Here is a 16,683-nt window from a genome sequence, read left to right as displayed (position 1 = left end):
GTATGTTACCCCTCAGCCTTTTCCCGATGTTTCAACCGGGATTGTCTTTGGCGGTTTACGGAGGTGCTTCGGGTTCTCCGTGTCCTGGCCCGTTCTTGTCCCTGTTCGGAAGATGATTCGTCCGACTTCCGGGTCAGATACGCGGCCAGTGTGTGAATTGTCGGATATTTGAACATCTCCACAATGGAAATTTCCTGATCAAACAGCTTCTGAAGCCGGTTCCGAATGCGAACCATAAGCATTGAATGCCCCCCGATATCGAAAAAATTGTCATGGATGCCAATATGTCGCACTCCGATCACATCTTTCCAGACCTCAGTAATATGATGCTCTGCCCGGGTCCCGGGAGTAACATAATCCGAGTCAGAGCCGGTCCTGAACCCCTCCGGATCAGGCAGCGAGCCGCGATCCACTTTTTTGTTTGAGGTCAGGGGAAATGCTTCCAATGGGATAAAGTAAGAAGGAATCATATAATCCGGGAGCGTCTTTCTGAGATGTTCTCTGATCTCACTGATATTCGGCCCATGTTCCGCGTGCCCCGCACGCGTGAAATATGCGGCCAGCTCTTTTACACCGGATTTGCCATCCCGCGCGATGATCACGGCTTTTTCCACGGCTTCATGGGCACAGAGACAGGTTTCGATTTCTCCGAGTTCCACACGATAGCCTCGGATTTGTACCTGATCATCATTCCGGCCGAAAAATTCAAGGGTTCCGTCATTTATCCAGCGGCCCACATCTCCGGTCCGATAAAGCGTGTCACCGGGCTTAAAAGGATCTTTTACAAATCGCCGGGCTGTCAGGGCATCACGGTTGAGATATCCCTGGCTGACACCTGTTCCGCCGACATATAATTCTCCGGGAACACCCACGGGTTGAAGATTCATCTGCTCGTCACAGACATAAACCCGAGTCTCAGGCAGGGGAATTCCTATGGGACTTGCCCCCCCGGGTTCAAATATATGTTCACGGGAAAGCAGGCCATAAGTCACGTGAACTGTTGTTTCGGTGATACCGTACATATTGACAAGCCTGATAGTTTCCAAAGGATAGCGTTCTGCCCAGGACTGCAAATAAATAGGATTCAGTTTGTCTCCTCCGAAAATCACATATCTGAGATGATCATCCAGATCATGCTGTGCTTCGTCCGCTTCTGCTTCAATCAGGTTGTAAAAAGCGGCCGGGGTCTGGTTCAGCAAGGATACGCGGTGCTTCCGAATCAGCTGCAGAAACAGCTGCGGATCCTGCACATCCTCATGGGTTGCCACAATCACCTTTCCGCCGTACAATAACGCGCCGTACATCTCCCATACGGAAAAGTCAAAACAGAAAGAATGGGCCACCACCCACACATCATCCGGACCAAATTCAAAATGAAATCTGTCATTTTTCATCAGGCGGACCACATTGCGATGGGTAATCACACATCCTTTGGGCTGCCCTGTTGATCCCGAGGTGTAAATCACATACGCGGGATTGTCAGGGGCTGATATGGACGGCAGATCCTCTGTTTTTCCGGCGTCAATGGTACGAATGTTTATGACCTTTTTGCTCTCCCGGGTTGTGTCGCATAACTGCTCCGACACAAGGCTTTCATATTCTGTTTCTGTGAGAATGATTCGGCATCCGCTATCCTCAAGAATATAACGAATACGTTCATGAGGATAACACGGATCAATTGGCACATACGCGGCTCCTGCTTTGAGAATGCCGAGAAGCACGGAAATCATCTGCTCAGTCCGGTCCAGAATGACAGCGATGAATTCGCCTGGTCTGACATCATGGGTTTCCTTTAAATACCAGGCCAGGCCATTGGACTGCTTATTTAACTCCCAGTACTTCAGCCTGGTCTCTTTGAAAACCACCGCTATATTGTCCGGTGTCTCTTCTGCCTGTTCTTCGAATAAGTCGCTGATGGTTTTGTTGCCGGGATAAGCAGCCTGCGTGTCGTTAAATTCTTCCAGTAACTGAACACGCTCGGCCCGGGTGAGAACAGGCAGTTCGGAAATCTTATGATCCGGTTCCTCGGCCACACCCTCCAACAGGGTTTGAAAATGTCCGATCATCCGGGAGATGGTACTTCTGTCAAACAGATCGGTGCTGTATTCCAGGGTCGCGGCCATGCCTGTGTCTGTTTTCATCATCAGCAGATTCAGATCATATAAGGCTGTAAACGTCTCTGTCTCCAGCAGATTTACATGCAGATCAGGAAGCTGCAAGTTTTCAAAAGGGAAGTTTCGCCAGACAAACATCACCTGAAACAGCGGGGTATGGCTCAGATTTCTCTCCGCTCCCAAAGCGTCCACCAACTGCTCAAAAGGCATATCCTGATGCGCGTACGCGTCCAAAGTCACCTGTCGCACGCTGGTCAGCAGTTCCGAGAAACAAGGATCGCCAGACATGTCTGACCGTAATACCAGGTTATTTACAAAAAAACCGATCAGATTTTCAATTGCTTTGTGATTTCGGCCGGCAGTGGTGGAACCGATCACCATGTCTTTTTGGCCGGTATAACGGAAAAGCAATGTGTTGAACGCGGCAAACAGGGTCATAAACAGGGACACGCCTTTTTGGCGGCTCAACGCACTGAGTTTTTCTGTCACATCAGGGCTGATATGAAAATGTTCGGCTGATCCCCTGTAGGTAAGCTTCGCGGGGCGGGGGCGGTCTGAAGGGAGTTCCAACACAGGGGGCGCTCCGGCCAACTGTTCTTTCCAATACAGAAGATGTTTTTCCAGGTGTTTTCCCCTGAGCCATTCCCGCTGCCAGACTGCGAAATCCGCATATTGAACAGACAGTTCCGGAAGGGAGGCGGGGGTTCCCTGGGAAAAACTCTGGTAAATTGCCGTGAGTTCCCGGATGAATATTCCCATGGACCAGCCATCAGTGACAATATGGTGCATCACAAGCAGCAATACATGAGTTTCATTGCTCAGACGAAACAGGGGGGGTCGTAACAGAGGTCCTTTTTCCAGATCAAAGGGCAGCTGAATCTCCTGAGCCGCTGCTTTACGAACTTCCCGCATTTGAGTGAGTTCCGGCAACGTCTGCAAATCGTTCACCCGCACCTTTGCTGCTGAATACGGATGAATGATTTGGATGGGAGTCCCGTCTTCCCTCAGACTGAACGTGGTTCGTAAGACTTCATGTCTGCGGACGATTTCATTAAGACTTTGTTCCAAAACCGGAACCCGGAGATGCCCCCTGAGATGCAATGCCCACAGCAGGTTGTAATAAGCATTTCCAGGTTCAAATTGGTCAAGGAACCAGAGCCGCTGCTGGGCAAAGGAAAGGGGGATATCTCCCTCTCGTGAGCATCGCCTGACAGGGGCCTCATGAGACCCCGGGCGCAGACCGGTCTTACGCAAAAATTCGAGAATTTCAGATTTACGCGCGCTCAGTTGTTCCCGAAGCTCGGGTGTCACAGCATCCCGGGGCGCGCTGTAGCGCAGCTGATTTCCATCTGGCATAAGCCTTATGTTTAAGCTGGCCAGGTGTGTCAGAAAATCTTCAAGCGATGTCATAGATGATGCCCCTTTCCTTGTCATATGCGTCAGATCCTACAAAAGGTTCTTCCAGCACGCGAGTCATTTTGATCAGCGTGGCCAGAGACGCTATGGTGGGATTTTCAAATAAAGTGCCCGGGCTGAGTTCCAGATCAAACGCCTCTCGTAAGCGGGAGATAATCTGAGTGCCTATCAGTGAATCTCCTCCGAGTTCAAAAAAATCATCATGGATTCCGATGCGGCTGATACCAAGAACCTCCTGCCATATCCGAACAAGGTCCTCGTGAATGTCATTGACCGGCGGTGCATAGGGAGTGTTTAACGGCGGGCGGGGATGGGATTGCCTGAATTGGCCTGATCTGACTGCTTTCTCTGCTGAACCTGATACAAAGGCATTGTCTTGCATTGTCAGTGAGGTCATAAGATCACGAGGTGATACCAATATCTGAGGTAAATCGCCCCTGAAGAGAATGCGAGAAAAAGCTTCCATTCCTTCTTCAGCGTTCATGCCTTCAGGAAGCTCCTCTCCTGAAATTAAGTGATGTCGAAGCTCGACATCTGTTGCCATTCCTAAATTTTGCCATCTGTCCCAATTAACAGATACAGTTTTATGAGAAAGATCAAGGTGAGCAAAATTGTCAAGAAACGCATTTGCTCCGCAATATCCCACCTGTCCGAATCCTCCCGCGACAGAAGTAAGTGATGAGCATAGGAGAAAGAAGTCTGACGGCACATCTTGGAATAATGAATGAAGAACCAGCGTTCCTTTTATCTTGGAATCAAATTCATTTGTTGCTGCTTCACAGGTTTTCAATTGAATCGCACCGCCTCCCTCGATTCCTGCTCCGTGGATCACGCCGTCAATCCGGCCAAAGTGTTCATAAGCTTTTGTAATTGCAGACTGCATTTGTTCTATGTCAGAAACATCTGCCTGAATCGTCAGGACCTCTCCTCCTGCTGCCTCTGATTTTATCAAGCGCTTTATTTTGTTTTGGATGCTCTGATCTTTCGAAACCCGGCCTGGTCCGGAATATCCTGCAATATCAGTTCTCTCCTGTGCAAGAATCAGCCCAAAATCTGCGCTCCGTCGCTTTTCCTTATCTTGCGGATAAGCTTTCACATGCCTGAAGCCCTCTTTCTGTAATAATTCTTCCCATTTTTCAGGCGTCAATAAAGGCGACTTTTTTCTGATATCTTCATCCTCAAAATACCACCATCCCTCAGCCAGACCCCAGACCATATCAATCACCGGCCGGGGTTTTACTGTTTCTATCAGCGCCAGTATGCCCCCGGGAATCAGGAGGTTTCTTAAATGCGTTGTGGTTTCTCTGATATGTTTTGTGGCATGGACAACATTCAGCCCGAATATCATGTCAAAGCTGTGTGCATCATATCCTTGCCGGACCGGATCCTGCGAAATATCCAATACGCCGAATTTCATAAAATTGAAACCATTGGCCTCCGCATCCTTCTGAGCCTTTATGACAAACGATTTTCCAATATCTGTAAAATAGTATTCAACATTCTGATTTATTAATGCCGGTGCGATCACCTTTGTCAGTTCACCGGTTCCCGCACCAATTTCCAATAACCTGATGCTTCTGCCCGGTGTCCTTGTCAGTATTTTGGAGATGATCTCCTGTAACAAGGTCTTACAAAGTCTGCTTGTGCCGTTTTCAGCCTCAGCTTTGACAAAATCTTCCACCAGTTCGGAATTCCCCCCGGGAAATAATACACTGATCGCCTCTGTTTCTCCGCTGAGTGCCTGGGGATAATGGCGGACACAATGATCAAGCAAACTGAACATTCCCTTAAATTCAGGATATCTTGCTTCAGCTTCCTTTTTCAATACCTCGGGATCCCTTATTTCCTCCCGGGTTTTCAGGAAGATGATATTTTGATCTTTTACCCGAATAATTGCATCCCGGGCCAGCACCCTGATAAAAAAGTCATAAAACTTATTGAATTTCGGTAAGACCTTCAGTTTGTCTCTGAGTTCTTCTGCCAGATAAGCTTGGCCTTTTTTCATGTCTGTATGAGAGGAACTGAAATAATCATAAATATAACTCGCACACAGTTCATCAAGGGTTTTTTCCAATCCGTCATAGCTGCTGATTTCCCGTATTCCCAGTGCGTGTCTTAACGCGTCTTCCCGCTGAAGGATAAAATCAGCTTCCTTTTCGATATCTGTCTCCGGACCGTTTTGCGGTTCGTCGTATGTGGCTGATAACCACTCATCCCATTCCTCCCTGGGCGGGAGTTCTGTGCGTCCTACCAGCACCAGCTTTGCATGTACGGTTCTTGCCAGGTATTCCGCAAGTTCGCTTCCCACGCCGCCAAGCCCGCCGGTAATCATATAAACGCCCTTTTCCCTCAGCGGGGCTGTTCCCTGCGCCCTCGGTTCCAAACGAACCGGCTCAAAGGTCTGCACCCAGCGATAATCTCCCCGGTATGCGACAACCGGGTCAGGGGATGTTGTCGCAAGCTCCGCAAGCAAGTGACCCGCAAGCCTGTGTTTCTCTGCTTCAGCGTCAGAGATCACCACATCAATATTCCGACAGCTAATATTGGGGTATTCCTGGGGAATAACCCTCACAAGCCCCATGGATGTGGCCTTTTCCGGGCATCGCAAATCGCCCGGGTTCACTTCCTGCATGTTGTTTGAGATCACCGCGATTTGAAGCGTGTCCGTAATATTTTGTCTGCCAATGGCCTGAGCCAGAAAGAGCAGGCTGTAGAATCCGAGATATTGTGCGTTATCCACCCATTGCATTTGAGATTTGAAATTTTTGATTTCAGATTCCTGGTAATTGATAAATTTATCCGAGACATTCCACAGATGTGCGATATGCCGGGGAATGCTGTCATAAGTGCGAAGTTCGTTAAAGAGAGCGTCGTAGCCTTCCTGTTGTTCGGGATTAAGGGTGTATGCCAACGTGCAACTTTGGCACTCCGGAATTTCCTGTTTTGCAAACGAGGGACCGTTTTTTACAATTATGACTTTCTGCCCGTCAGCTTTCAGCTGTTTTGCCAGTTGTTCGCCCAGACCACATTCATCCACAAATATAAGCCAGTTATCTGTTGGCTCTTGCCTCACGGCCAACGGCTGACCAATGGCCAACGGCACCCGTTTCCATGAAGGCACATAAAACCAGTCCGCAATGTCCGGCTTTTTTGAAAGCTGAGATTTGAAAGCTGAGACCTGGTCCTGATGAGCCCGGGATTCCCGGTTTCCAGGCTCAATCCAGTATCGCTGACGCTCAAAAGGATATGTTGGCAGAGGCAGACGATGACGTTTTTCACGAGATTGGACTCCTGACCATCTGATATTTGCACCGGAAAGCCAGAGTTTCCCAAGTGTGGTGAGCAGAAAGGCTGAATCCGACTGGTTGTCCTGCGGATGGCGAACCGAAGTCAGCATAACCTGTTCCGGGGATCTGTCCGGATGCTGCATGGCGAATGTGGTAAGCGTCCGTCCGGGACCGATTTCCAGCAGGATTTGTTGGGGATTTTTCATCAGCAGCCGCAGGCCTTCGGAAAATCGCACTGTCTGACGCAGGTGTCTGGCCCAGTAGTCCGGATCTGTTGCCTCAGACGGGGTGATCCATGTGCCGGTGACATTGGATATATAAGGTGTTTTCGGGGGGGTCAGGCGGACCTTTCTGACTTGTTCGGCAAAAGGTTTCATAATAGCCTCTGTCATGTCCGAGTGGAACGCATGGGATGTGTGAAGGCGACGGTATTCTGTGCCTTGTTCCCCGAGACGATGCTGCAATATCTCCATTTTTTCTGCGGGACCGGATATCACGCACTGGCACGGTCCGTTGACGGCTGCCAGGGACAAAGACGGGAGGAGAAGCGGCAGCACGTCCTGTTCGGAAAGCGGAACAGCGATCATGCCCCCCCGGGGAAGTTCCTGCATCATCTGTGCCCGTGCGGCAACCAGTGACAGGGCATCTTCCAGGGAAAACACGCCTGCGAGACAGGCTGCCACATATTCGCCGATACTGTGTCCGATCATGGCCCGGGGATGTACTCCCCATTCCATCCATAATCTGGCCAGAGCATATTCCGCCACAAAGAGCGCAGGCTGGGCAATGGCGGTCTGATCAATTGTCCGTTGTTCATTGTCTGCTGTGTCTTGCAACTGACCGCTGACAACTGAGGGATATAATATCTGACGAATATCCGATCCGAGATAAGGTCTCAGAAGCTCCGAACACAGATCAACCTGGTCCCGGAATGTCTGCTCAGTCCGATACAGTTCCAATCCCATATTCTCATACTGTGCGCCCTGCCCTGAAAACATGAATGCAACCGGCCGGTCCGCGGGTTCCCGGAAATTTGTAAAAACACGCTTCGGATCTTTTGTGTCCAATGGTGCCAGCGCATCATTTGTATCCTGACACACCAGCATCCGTCTGTGGCTGAAGGCTTTCCGTCCCACCTGCAGGGTGTATGCCACGTCTGCGAGGTGAAGATCAGGATGCGCTTTCAGGTGTCTGACCAGATTTTCAGTTGCTGTATCCAGGGCAGAGGGGGTTTTCGCGGATAATACCAGAAGCGACCAGGGACGAAATGTTCCGGAAATCCCGGTCAGAGGAGCTTCTTCAACAACAACATGGGCATTGGTTCCCCCGATCCCGAAGGAGCTGACTCCGGCCCGCCGGGGGATTCCTTCTGCGGTTTTCCATTCGGACAGTTTTGTGCTGACATGGAACGGAGAGTTTGTGAAATCAATTTCAGGATTGGGACGCTCAAAGTTCAGGCTTGGCGGAATCATCCGGTGTTTCATGGCAAGCACGGTTTTAATAAGTCCTGCCGCGCCCGAAGCCGCATCCAGATGTCCGATATTTGTCTTTACCGAGCCAATCGCACAAAAACCTTTTTTGAACGGCGTTTGCTTTGATTCACTCATGCTGCGGAACGCCTGAGTCAGTGCCATGATCTCAACGGGATCTCCGAGGACCGTTCCGGTTCCGTGGGTCTCGATGTAAGTGATGGTTTCAGGGTCGGTTCCGGCCATGGCCTGGGCCTCGGTAATCACCTCTGCCTGCCCCTCCGCGCCCGGGGCCGTGTAACCCACCTTCAGCGAACCATCGTTATTGACCGCGGTTCCTCTGATCACAGCGTGAATGCAGTCTCCGTCAGCCAAAGCATCTTCCAGCCTTTTTAACAGAACACTTCCCATGCCGCTGGCATTTAACACCGTTCCCTTTGCATCAGCGTCAAAAGCCCGGCAGTGACCATCAGGAGAAGGAATTCCACCCTCATGATATATATATCCTTTTTCCTGCTCAACTCTTACTGAAACACCGCCGGCCAGTGCCATATCGCACTGATGATTCCACAGGCTCTGACATGCGAGAGATACTGCAACCAGTGATGTGGAACAAGCTGTGGCCACATTAACACTCGGTCCTTTCAGATTCAGCTTGTAGGAAACCCGTGTGGACAGATAATCCTTATCATTGCCGATGACCAACTGAAAATCATCAGCAGATTTGATGAGATCGGAATTTTGCATCAGGTTCTTAAACAAATAAGTATTCATCGCAGCCCCTGCGTAAACACCGATCCGGCCATCATAGGTTTCTGTATCATATCCGGCGTTTTCAAGGGTTTCCCAGGCACACTCCAGAAAGAGACGGTGCTGCGGGTCTGTCAGTCTGGCTTCTTTGGGCGAAAATCCGAAAAATGATGCATCAAACATTTCAATATCTTTCATCACCGCTCCGGCCCTGACATATCCGGGAGTGTGCAGCAGCATCGGATCCGCACCGGAAGCTGTTAATTCCTCATCCGTAAAAAACGAGACAGATTCCTTACCGTCACGCAGATTTTCCCAAAATTCGTCAAGGGTCTCAGCTCCGGGAAAACGGCCTGCCATGCCGATGATGGCAATAGGAAAGCGTTCTTTTTCAGCTGTTCTCCACATTCTGACACGATCACAGATGTGTCGGATATCAGATGATGTTTCCGGGTCAGATTTCCGGGTCAGATATTGTGCCATGTCGGCTATGGTCGGATATCTGAAAAAATTGGCTATGGGGATATCATTGTTGAATACTTCCTGTAGCTTATTTTGGAGTCGGATGATAAGAAGGGAATGTCCTCCGATATCAAAAAGATTGTCGTGAATTCCTGCTGTTTTTCCTCCCAGCACATCTTTGAATATCACCGAAACCATGTCCTGAAGATAAGATTCCGTTATTGCCTGTTGTTCCTCCGGAGGCATGTTCAGCAAGCGTTCTCTGTCCGGAAACGCTTTGATATCAGAAGGCTCAGTGTCTTTTAGGATGTCTTTTGCCACCATATTCAGGGTCTGATCCAGAAACTTTGTTTTACAGGCATGGCGCCGGATTTTGCCGCTGGAGGTTTTGGGAACGCTTCCGACTTTGAGGAGTGCTATGCCATAGACTTCGAGTTCGTGTTCTTTGGCAACGGCTCTTCGAATCGCTCCGAATGCTGATTCAGCATCCAGAGAAGTGCGGTCATCCGGAATATGCTCAGGAAGTACAGTGAGCTTGCGACGACTTGACCCCCGACGTTCTTCTCCGTTATATTCTTTTTTTCCTGATCTCCGACGACGTTCCTTGAAACGACGCTCGACTTCGGCCACGATAACCAGATGTTCCTTACCATCGGCTTCCACCTGAAAGGCCGCACTGCATCCCGGACGCAGTCTGGGGTAACTCCGCTCCGCTGTCAGTTCGATATCCTGGGGATAATAGTTGCGTCCCCGGACGATGATGACATCTTTGAGGCGACCTGCGATGAAAAGCGCTCCGTGTGAAAAAAATCCCAGATCTCCGGTTCGCAAAAACGGTCCTTTGCCAGTATCTGAAAAATAAGCCCTGAAGGTTTGTTTCGTTTCTTTAGGCTTTTCCCAGTATCCCCGGGCCACGTTTTTTCCCGAAACCCAGATCTCGCCGATTTCATTGGGCTGACACGGCTCCAGCGTATCAGGATTTACTATCACAATGTGTTGGTCATATAAGGTGTTTCCGCATCCTACCAGCGTATAATCTCCTTCACTCGAAATCGCTACCTGTCTTTGCTTCAGTGCTTCTTTGTCAAATGTTCCGAATATAGGCGGGTCTTGCTTCCGCCCTCCGGACACAATCAGGGTTGTCTCTGCCAGCCCGTAACACGGATAAGCTGTTTCCCGCTGGAAACCGCAGGATTCGAATGCTGCTGAAAATCGCTCCAGCGTATCAGCACGGACAGGTTCGGCACCGTTAAAAGCAGATTCCCAACAGCTCAGGTCAAGATTTTTTCGCTGTTCAGGGGTGATTTTACGAGTGCATAAATCATAGGCAAAATTAGGCCCCCCGCTGAACGCAGCGTTATAGCGGGAAATTGCCTGAAGCCATCTGAAAGGTTTTTGCAGAAACGCGGCCGGTGACATGAGAACACACGGTGTGCCAATATATAACGCATACAGCACATTTCCGATGAGTCCCATATCATGATACAGCGGCAACCAGACCACGATGGTCGAATCTTCTGTAAGCTTGAAAGCCTCTTGCAGCATTCGTTCATTGTGCATCAGATTTCCATGACTCACCATTACCCCCTTGGGGTTTCCGGTGGAACCTGATGTATATTGAAGAAAGGCAAGGGTGTCACTGCTCAGTTTCGGCTCCTGCCAGTCTGAGGCCAAATCATGAGTAATATTATCGGTGGCGAGCCAGCGCATTTTTCCAAAATCCGGGTCCTGTGAGAATGAAGATTCAATCATGCCCAGAATCGGCGTTGTGGTAAGTGACACATATGGCCGGGCGCTTTTCACTATACCTCTCAGCCGGGGCATGGTTCGCTCCGGTTTTGCCGGATGAGGCGGATATACAGGCACTGCAATGACCCCTGCATACAGACACCCGAAAAACGCGGCCACATAATCCAGTCCCGGGGGGTAAAGCAGAAGCGCACGCTCGCCTGCTGCGACACCGGAGGATTGCAACAGGGCCGCAATCGAACGTACCTTTCGTTCCAGCTCCTCATAAGTCAGGCGGGCTTCTTCAGTTTCTCCGTTTTTTAAAAAAATATAGCTGATTTTTTCGGGCTGATGAACGGCCCTGTAACGCAGAATATCTGTCAAGTTGGAAAATTCGGATGGGATTACCTTTGTAGATGAATCAACCATATGTAACTCCTCTCTTGTACAAATAGCTGGAAAATAAAAATCCCTATTACAACAACTTGTAATAGCAGATAAGATATACAGGTCTGACTGGCTATTTTTTTTATCTCATTCTCACTTTTTTAAAAATATAGCTGATTTTTTCAGACTGGTGAATCCGCCTGTAACGCAGGATATTTTTCAGATTGGAAACTTCGGATGGGATTGTTTCTATGGATGCACTAACCATGTGTAACACCTTTCTTAAACAACTCACTTAAAAATAAAAGCACCAGCAGATAAGATATACAGGTTTAAGTGACTATTTTTTATCTCATTCTCATTTTGTGGTCAGGAAACAAGGACAGACTTAATTTTTTATAGCATTTACAAAGCGTGTAATCAATAATTTTATTTAAATTCTTTGAATTTATTGAAAATAATAAAATAAATATTATACTGCAAGTTATACCAATACTTCGGGTAGTTTTTCTAAATTAAAGAGGTGTAACACTATGAAATTTATGGATGCCGGAGGGGGGCTGAATCAGATGGTGATATTCGATGTGAACACCCGATAGGGACGAAAACGATATTTTCATTCGATCTTGTTATTTAATAATTCCCTTTCAATCCAGTCTGTTATTTCCCGAATCAAGCCTTGTTTTTCCATTTTTTGTAAAACATATGTTATTTGGAGAACAAGGTGCTTATGTTTTTTATGTAAAAGCTTGATGCCATGGGTTTGGAACCCCGTCCGAAATGTTTTATCGAACGAGCGTGAGAAAACGTTTCGGACGGGATTGCAAATCCCGTCCTGCAAATAAATCCCGTCCTGCAAATAAATCCCGTCCTGCAAATAAATCCCGTTCCGCAAAACCCTTGGCACCCCGGAAAATTTACTGCTTATTTCCGATAAACTCCCATATTCTACGGACACAATAAAGGATAAAAATTTTATATTTTTTCCTAACACTTAACACTTAACACCTAACACTTTCATATAATGCTATTGAAAATAACCTGAAAATCCGTTAAGAGAGAAATCAGAAGATACTTATCACCTTGAAATATCCTCACTGCTTATAATCTGACAAAGGCCGGACATGATTTTAAAACAAAAAAACGAAGTTCCTTTTTTTCAATTTCCGAATCTTGCAAAATATGTTGATATCCGACATGGTGTTTTTACAAGAAACGGCGGCTGTAGCAAAATCCCGTATCATCATCTGAATATCAGTCCGGGGGTCGGGGATGAGGAAAGCTGTGTTAAACACAATCGCCGGCTTATTTCGCAATGTATGGAGGAAAAAGAACTTGTTTTTGCAAATCAGGTTCACGGAACAGAAATTCTTATATTTTCAAAGGATGATCCTGCTGGTCCCCCTGTCCTTACCGGAGACGCCATGGTAACAGACATTCCCGGCAGGATGCTTGTCATACAGGTAGCAGACTGTCAGGCTGTACTCCTTTATGATCCGGTTCAGCAGGTTGTGGCAAATATTCATTCCGGATGGCGGGGAAGCATAAAAAATATTACAGCGCGTACAATAAACGTAATGGAAAAAAGATTCGGATGCGAACCTCGCCATATTATCGGAGGCATTGGCCCGTCTCTCGGACCGTGTTGTGCGGAATTTGTCAACTACAGAAAAGAAATACCGGAAGAATTCTGGAAATATAAAGATAAATCAGATTGTTTTGACTTTTGGGCCGCCACCAGGGATCAGCTGTGTGAGGCAGGGGTTTCAGACGAAAATATATATTCAGGCGGGTTATGCACTCGGTGCAATACAAACCTGTTTTTTTCCTATCGGGGGGAGCGCGTGACAGGAAGATTTGGCGCGCTCATCGGACTCAGATGACTGTAAATTTTAATTGTTCTATCCTCTTAATTTCCTGTTTCCGTAAACACGGGCATTATTTTTTACCTCGTGTCCGGGTGGGAATACTCCGTTTTGTATTTTTTCCGGTCAGCATCATCCGGAAAAAGTTTCTTGATTTCCTTGTCTCCTTAAAATATACTCAGCAGATTGAAAATGACTGAAAATTCAGGTTCTGTTCCATTCTTCTTAGAAACGATTCTGAATTATTAAACTTAAAAAAAACATTAAAAGAACATTAGACATTATCGGAAATAAGCGGCCAGACAATCCGGAGCGCCAAACTTGCAGTTTGGCAAAACACCTGTCCCCCGGGAATCCCGGAATATTGCCAAACTGCAAGTTTGGCACTCCGGATGTCCGGTTTTGGCCGATGTTTTTTATTTCCGATAAAGTCTATTCTTGAACACATCATCATGACAAAGAAAAACAATTATATCAAACAAACGGACATCATGTCCAATCTGGGACTTTTCTATATCATCCTGATTGCATTTTTTACTGTGCCGCTTTTGGGAGCATTTGTGGTTGTACTCATCAAAGGGCTGGTGGATCTCAAATATGTCATCATCATCGGAGGGGGACTGCTTCTGACTATTGCGCTGTACGCCCTGATACGCTTTTTAATAAGATTGTTTCGAAAAATCAGACATGACGGTTTTATGACCGGTCAGGAAATAAAAAAAAAGGCGAGTCGGGGAGAACCTGTTCAGATATCTGTCTTCAATGGCCTTTTAACCTTTACTTACGGGGGAAGGCAGGGAAATATAACCCCTTTGCTCCCTGCTCAGGAAAACCAGGGAAATTTAGCTTTGCCGCCATCCGGCATAGCAGAAAAACAGAGTCAGACACGGGATGTGGTCACACGCCTGACAGAACTTTCCGATCTCAGGGACCAGGGCGTGGTCACCGAAGATGAATTTCATCTCATCAAAAAAAGGCTCATCAGAGATGCTGATGATTCAGAGGACTGATATTTGCTTCTGGCGCGGAGATTTGTTTTTATCCCTTTTTCTGAACCAAGTTAATATCCAGTATTTCAAAATCTTCCTGAAATTCTTCTCCAAATTCCAGTGTGTCCTCATCTTCCTCTTCATAGATCCAGTTCACGGCAATATGCTTGCCGTTTTTTACTGCCTGTTCCAATATATCTAAAAAATCCAGCAATACCTTTGAGGAACTGCTGTTAAAATAAATAAGTTCCATATTGATGGTAACGTTCTGATCATTTTTTAATTGTTCGATATATTGTTCCAACCACTTAAAAACAGGTGCGTAAAACTCGGCGATATTTTCGGGGTAAGATTCGCCTATGATGTCAAGGATATTTTTCTCACAGTCAAATGATATTTCAGGTGTATATTTCGTGGCTCCGATTTTCAAATTTTCCATTGCTGTCTCCATCTAAATGACGGTTCTTGAAGAAAAGAACGAAAATTTATCGTCAATCTTTTTAAAATCAAATTCAATAGGTTTGCTGGCTTTTTTTGCCATATCAATAAACCCCAGTCCCGCTCCCTTGCTTGTAATGGCCGGCCCTTTTTTACGTTCCTCTTTATAATGCTTCTTGAGTTCATTTTTATCCATTTTTTGCAATTTGGCAAGTCTGTTGCGAAGCCCCTCGACATTCTCTTCCTCGATCATGTTTCCGCTCACTACAAAATAATGCTCGCCTTCATAACCCACTGCAATAATGCCGATGCTTAATTCCCGCTCCTCTCCTTCCGAATCATTTTTCACACATTTTTCAGCAGAATAATGAATAATATTCTGGGCCTGTTCCACAACCATGGAAAAAACCCTGAGAGCAATCGAGTTGCTGGATTCCCCATGAAGTATTTTCTGTTTCAGTATATCACCGAATTCCACCAGAAGGTCCTGCGAAACAGGCCCGCTGAAACAAAAAAAGATTCCCTGCCTGCCCAGTTCCTGCCTAAAATCATAAAGCTTACCAACCATATCACCTGCCCTTTCACTTTTAAGTTTTAAAAACGGTGCGCTGATTTCCTCACCAAACTTAACACAAAAAACATATAATATCAGAGAGTTCAAGAAATTAAGTTTTTGTTTCTGTATGGGAAGTCATAACCTCAGAAGTGTGAAAAATAATTTTCGCACTCCGGATCGGATAAAGAATTTCAGGGACTGTCCTGATCAATACTTCGGACAGTTTTTGAAGATCAAGAGCGTCTGAAATTTTAACTTATTGAAATCATAGAATTTTAATCTCTGACCGCAAAATATATAAATCCTATAAAAACAATATGTTATAAAAACTGTCCGAAGTATTGCTGATGAATTCGAATTTTAACGATTTGGAATAACGCCATTTCTGATTATGAAAATTTTTGTGTTTTTTTTGCTGTCTCTGTTTAAATTCCTCTTTGCCTGAATGCTTCATACATGGTGACAGCTCCTGCCACAGAGGCGTTCAGGGAATTTACAGGCCCCTTCTGCGGAATGGACATTAGGAAATCACAATGCTTTTTTACAAGCGGACGGAGTCCTTTTTCCTCTCCTCCGATAACAATGCCAATAGGGCATGTTAAGTCACTGGCAAAGACTGAATGATCTCCGGACTTATCCATTCCCGCGATCCATACCCCTTTTTTCCTCAGCTCCTTTATTGTGTTTACCAGATTCGTCACCCGCGCCAGAAACACATGCTCAAGGGCCCCTGCGGATGCTTTTGATACGGCAGGTGTCGGAAGGGCAGAACGATCTTTTGGAATAATAATCCCATGTGTTCCTACGCAAAGCCCTGTCCGGACCAGTGCGCCAAGATTATGGGTGTCCACCACATTATCCAGCAGCAGCAAAAAAGGATTACTTTCAGCAGAACCGAGAATATCAGAAAGATCAGTCAGGGGATACGGGCTTACCTTAGCCCCGATTCCCTGATGAAATTCGGTGGCCGCCATTGATTTCAGTTCAGATGCCTGTATATTCTTAACAGATATCTGTTTCAATTGTTGTCCGATTGAATAGCTTTCCGAATCAGCCGCCACCATCTTTTCAAAACGCTTTAATGCGTTCTCTTTTGCAATATATATCTCAAAAAAATTTCTTCTGGCGGCCCGAAGGGCTTCAAAAACAGGGTGAATCCCAAAAAGTATTTCAGTTTTCATGGATTTGGTATTTGACATTTTGGCATTTGTCGCTTGGTGTT

Annotated in this window: 7 protein-coding genes; 2 read left to right on the top strand and 5 right to left on the bottom strand. The window is 46.8% G+C overall.

Going from position 1 to position 16,683, the window contains the following annotated elements; genetic code table 11:
• Positions 1-5 precede the first annotated feature (5 nt).
• Complete coding sequence (locus tag dnm_RS23185; RefSeq protein ID WP_207679266.1) at positions 6-3,524, bottom strand: non-ribosomal peptide synthetase; 3,519 nt, start codon at positions 3,522-3,524, stop codon at positions 6-8.
• Complete coding sequence (locus dnm_RS23180; RefSeq protein ID WP_207679265.1) at positions 3,511-11,655, bottom strand: type I polyketide synthase; 8,145 nt, start codon at positions 11,653-11,655, stop codon at positions 3,511-3,513. The genes dnm_RS23185 and dnm_RS23180 overlap by 14 nt, the downstream gene beginning before the upstream one ends.
• A gap of 1,082 nt (positions 11,656-12,737) precedes the next feature.
• On the opposite strand from dnm_RS23180, the gene pgeF reads away from it, so the two are divergent.
• Complete coding sequence (pgeF, locus tag dnm_RS23175) at positions 12,738-13,496, top strand: peptidoglycan editing factor PgeF (protein ID WP_207679264.1); 759 nt, start codon at positions 12,738-12,740, stop codon at positions 13,494-13,496.
• 434 nt (positions 13,497-13,930) lie between these two features.
• A complete protein-coding gene (locus tag dnm_RS23170) occupies positions 13,931-14,488 on the top strand; it encodes an SHOCT domain-containing protein (protein ID WP_207679263.1) in 558 nt (185 codons plus the stop codon).
• Between the two features lie 28 nt (positions 14,489-14,516).
• Here the strand turns inward: dnm_RS23170 and dnm_RS23165 are convergent, their stop codons facing one another.
• The 3 genes from dnm_RS23165 to rlmB all read right to left on the bottom strand — a co-directional run bounded on the left by dnm_RS23165 (position 14,517) and on the right by rlmB (position 16,660).
• Positions 14,517-14,906 (bottom strand): DUF1987 domain-containing protein, encoded by a 390-nt coding sequence (locus dnm_RS23165; protein ID WP_207679262.1) that lies wholly within the window; start codon positions 14,904-14,906, stop codon positions 14,517-14,519.
• Positions 14,907-14,918: 12 nt separating this feature from the next.
• On the bottom strand, positions 14,919-15,473 hold the full coding sequence (locus dnm_RS23160; RefSeq protein WP_207679261.1) for a SiaB family protein kinase: 555 nt from the start codon (positions 15,471-15,473) through the stop codon (positions 14,919-14,921).
• A gap of 413 nt (positions 15,474-15,886) precedes the next feature.
• Positions 15,887-16,660: a 23S rRNA (guanosine(2251)-2'-O)-methyltransferase RlmB gene (gene rlmB, locus dnm_RS23155; protein ID WP_207679260.1), complete on the bottom strand. Its 774-nt coding sequence runs from the start codon at positions 16,658-16,660 to the stop codon at positions 15,887-15,889.
• Between the last annotated feature and the right edge of the window lie 23 nt (positions 16,661-16,683).

Origin of the sequence: Desulfonema magnum (assembly GCF_017377395.1) — a bacterium.
Classification (GTDB): Bacteria; Desulfobacterota; Desulfobacteria; order Desulfobacterales; family 4be13; genus Desulfonema_C; species Desulfonema_C magnum.
This window is presented reverse-complemented; position numbering and strand designations above follow the sequence as displayed.

Excerpts from the sequence above, each read along its gene's own strand:
- pgeF (WP_207679264.1), top strand. The coding sequence starts at position 12,738 with ATGATTTTAAAACAAAAAAACGAAGTTCCTTTTTTTCAATTTCCGAAT.
- dnm_RS23160 (WP_207679261.1), bottom strand. The coding sequence starts at position 15,473 with ATGGTTGGTAAGCTTTATGATTTTAGGCAGGAACTGGGCAGGCAGGGA.
- dnm_RS23180 (WP_207679265.1), bottom strand. The coding sequence starts at position 11,655 with ATGGTTGATTCATCTACAAAGGTAATCCCATCCGAATTTTCCAACTTG.
- rlmB (WP_207679260.1), bottom strand. The coding sequence starts at position 16,660 with ATGTCAAATACCAAATCCATGAAAACTGAAATACTTTTTGGGATTCAC.
- dnm_RS23185 (WP_207679266.1), bottom strand. The coding sequence starts at position 3,524 with ATGACATCGCTTGAAGATTTTCTGACACACCTGGCCAGCTTAAACATA.
- dnm_RS23170 (WP_207679263.1), top strand. The coding sequence starts at position 13,931 with ATGACAAAGAAAAACAATTATATCAAACAAACGGACATCATGTCCAAT.
- dnm_RS23165 (WP_207679262.1), bottom strand. The coding sequence starts at position 14,906 with ATGGAAAATTTGAAAATCGGAGCCACGAAATATACACCTGAAATATCA.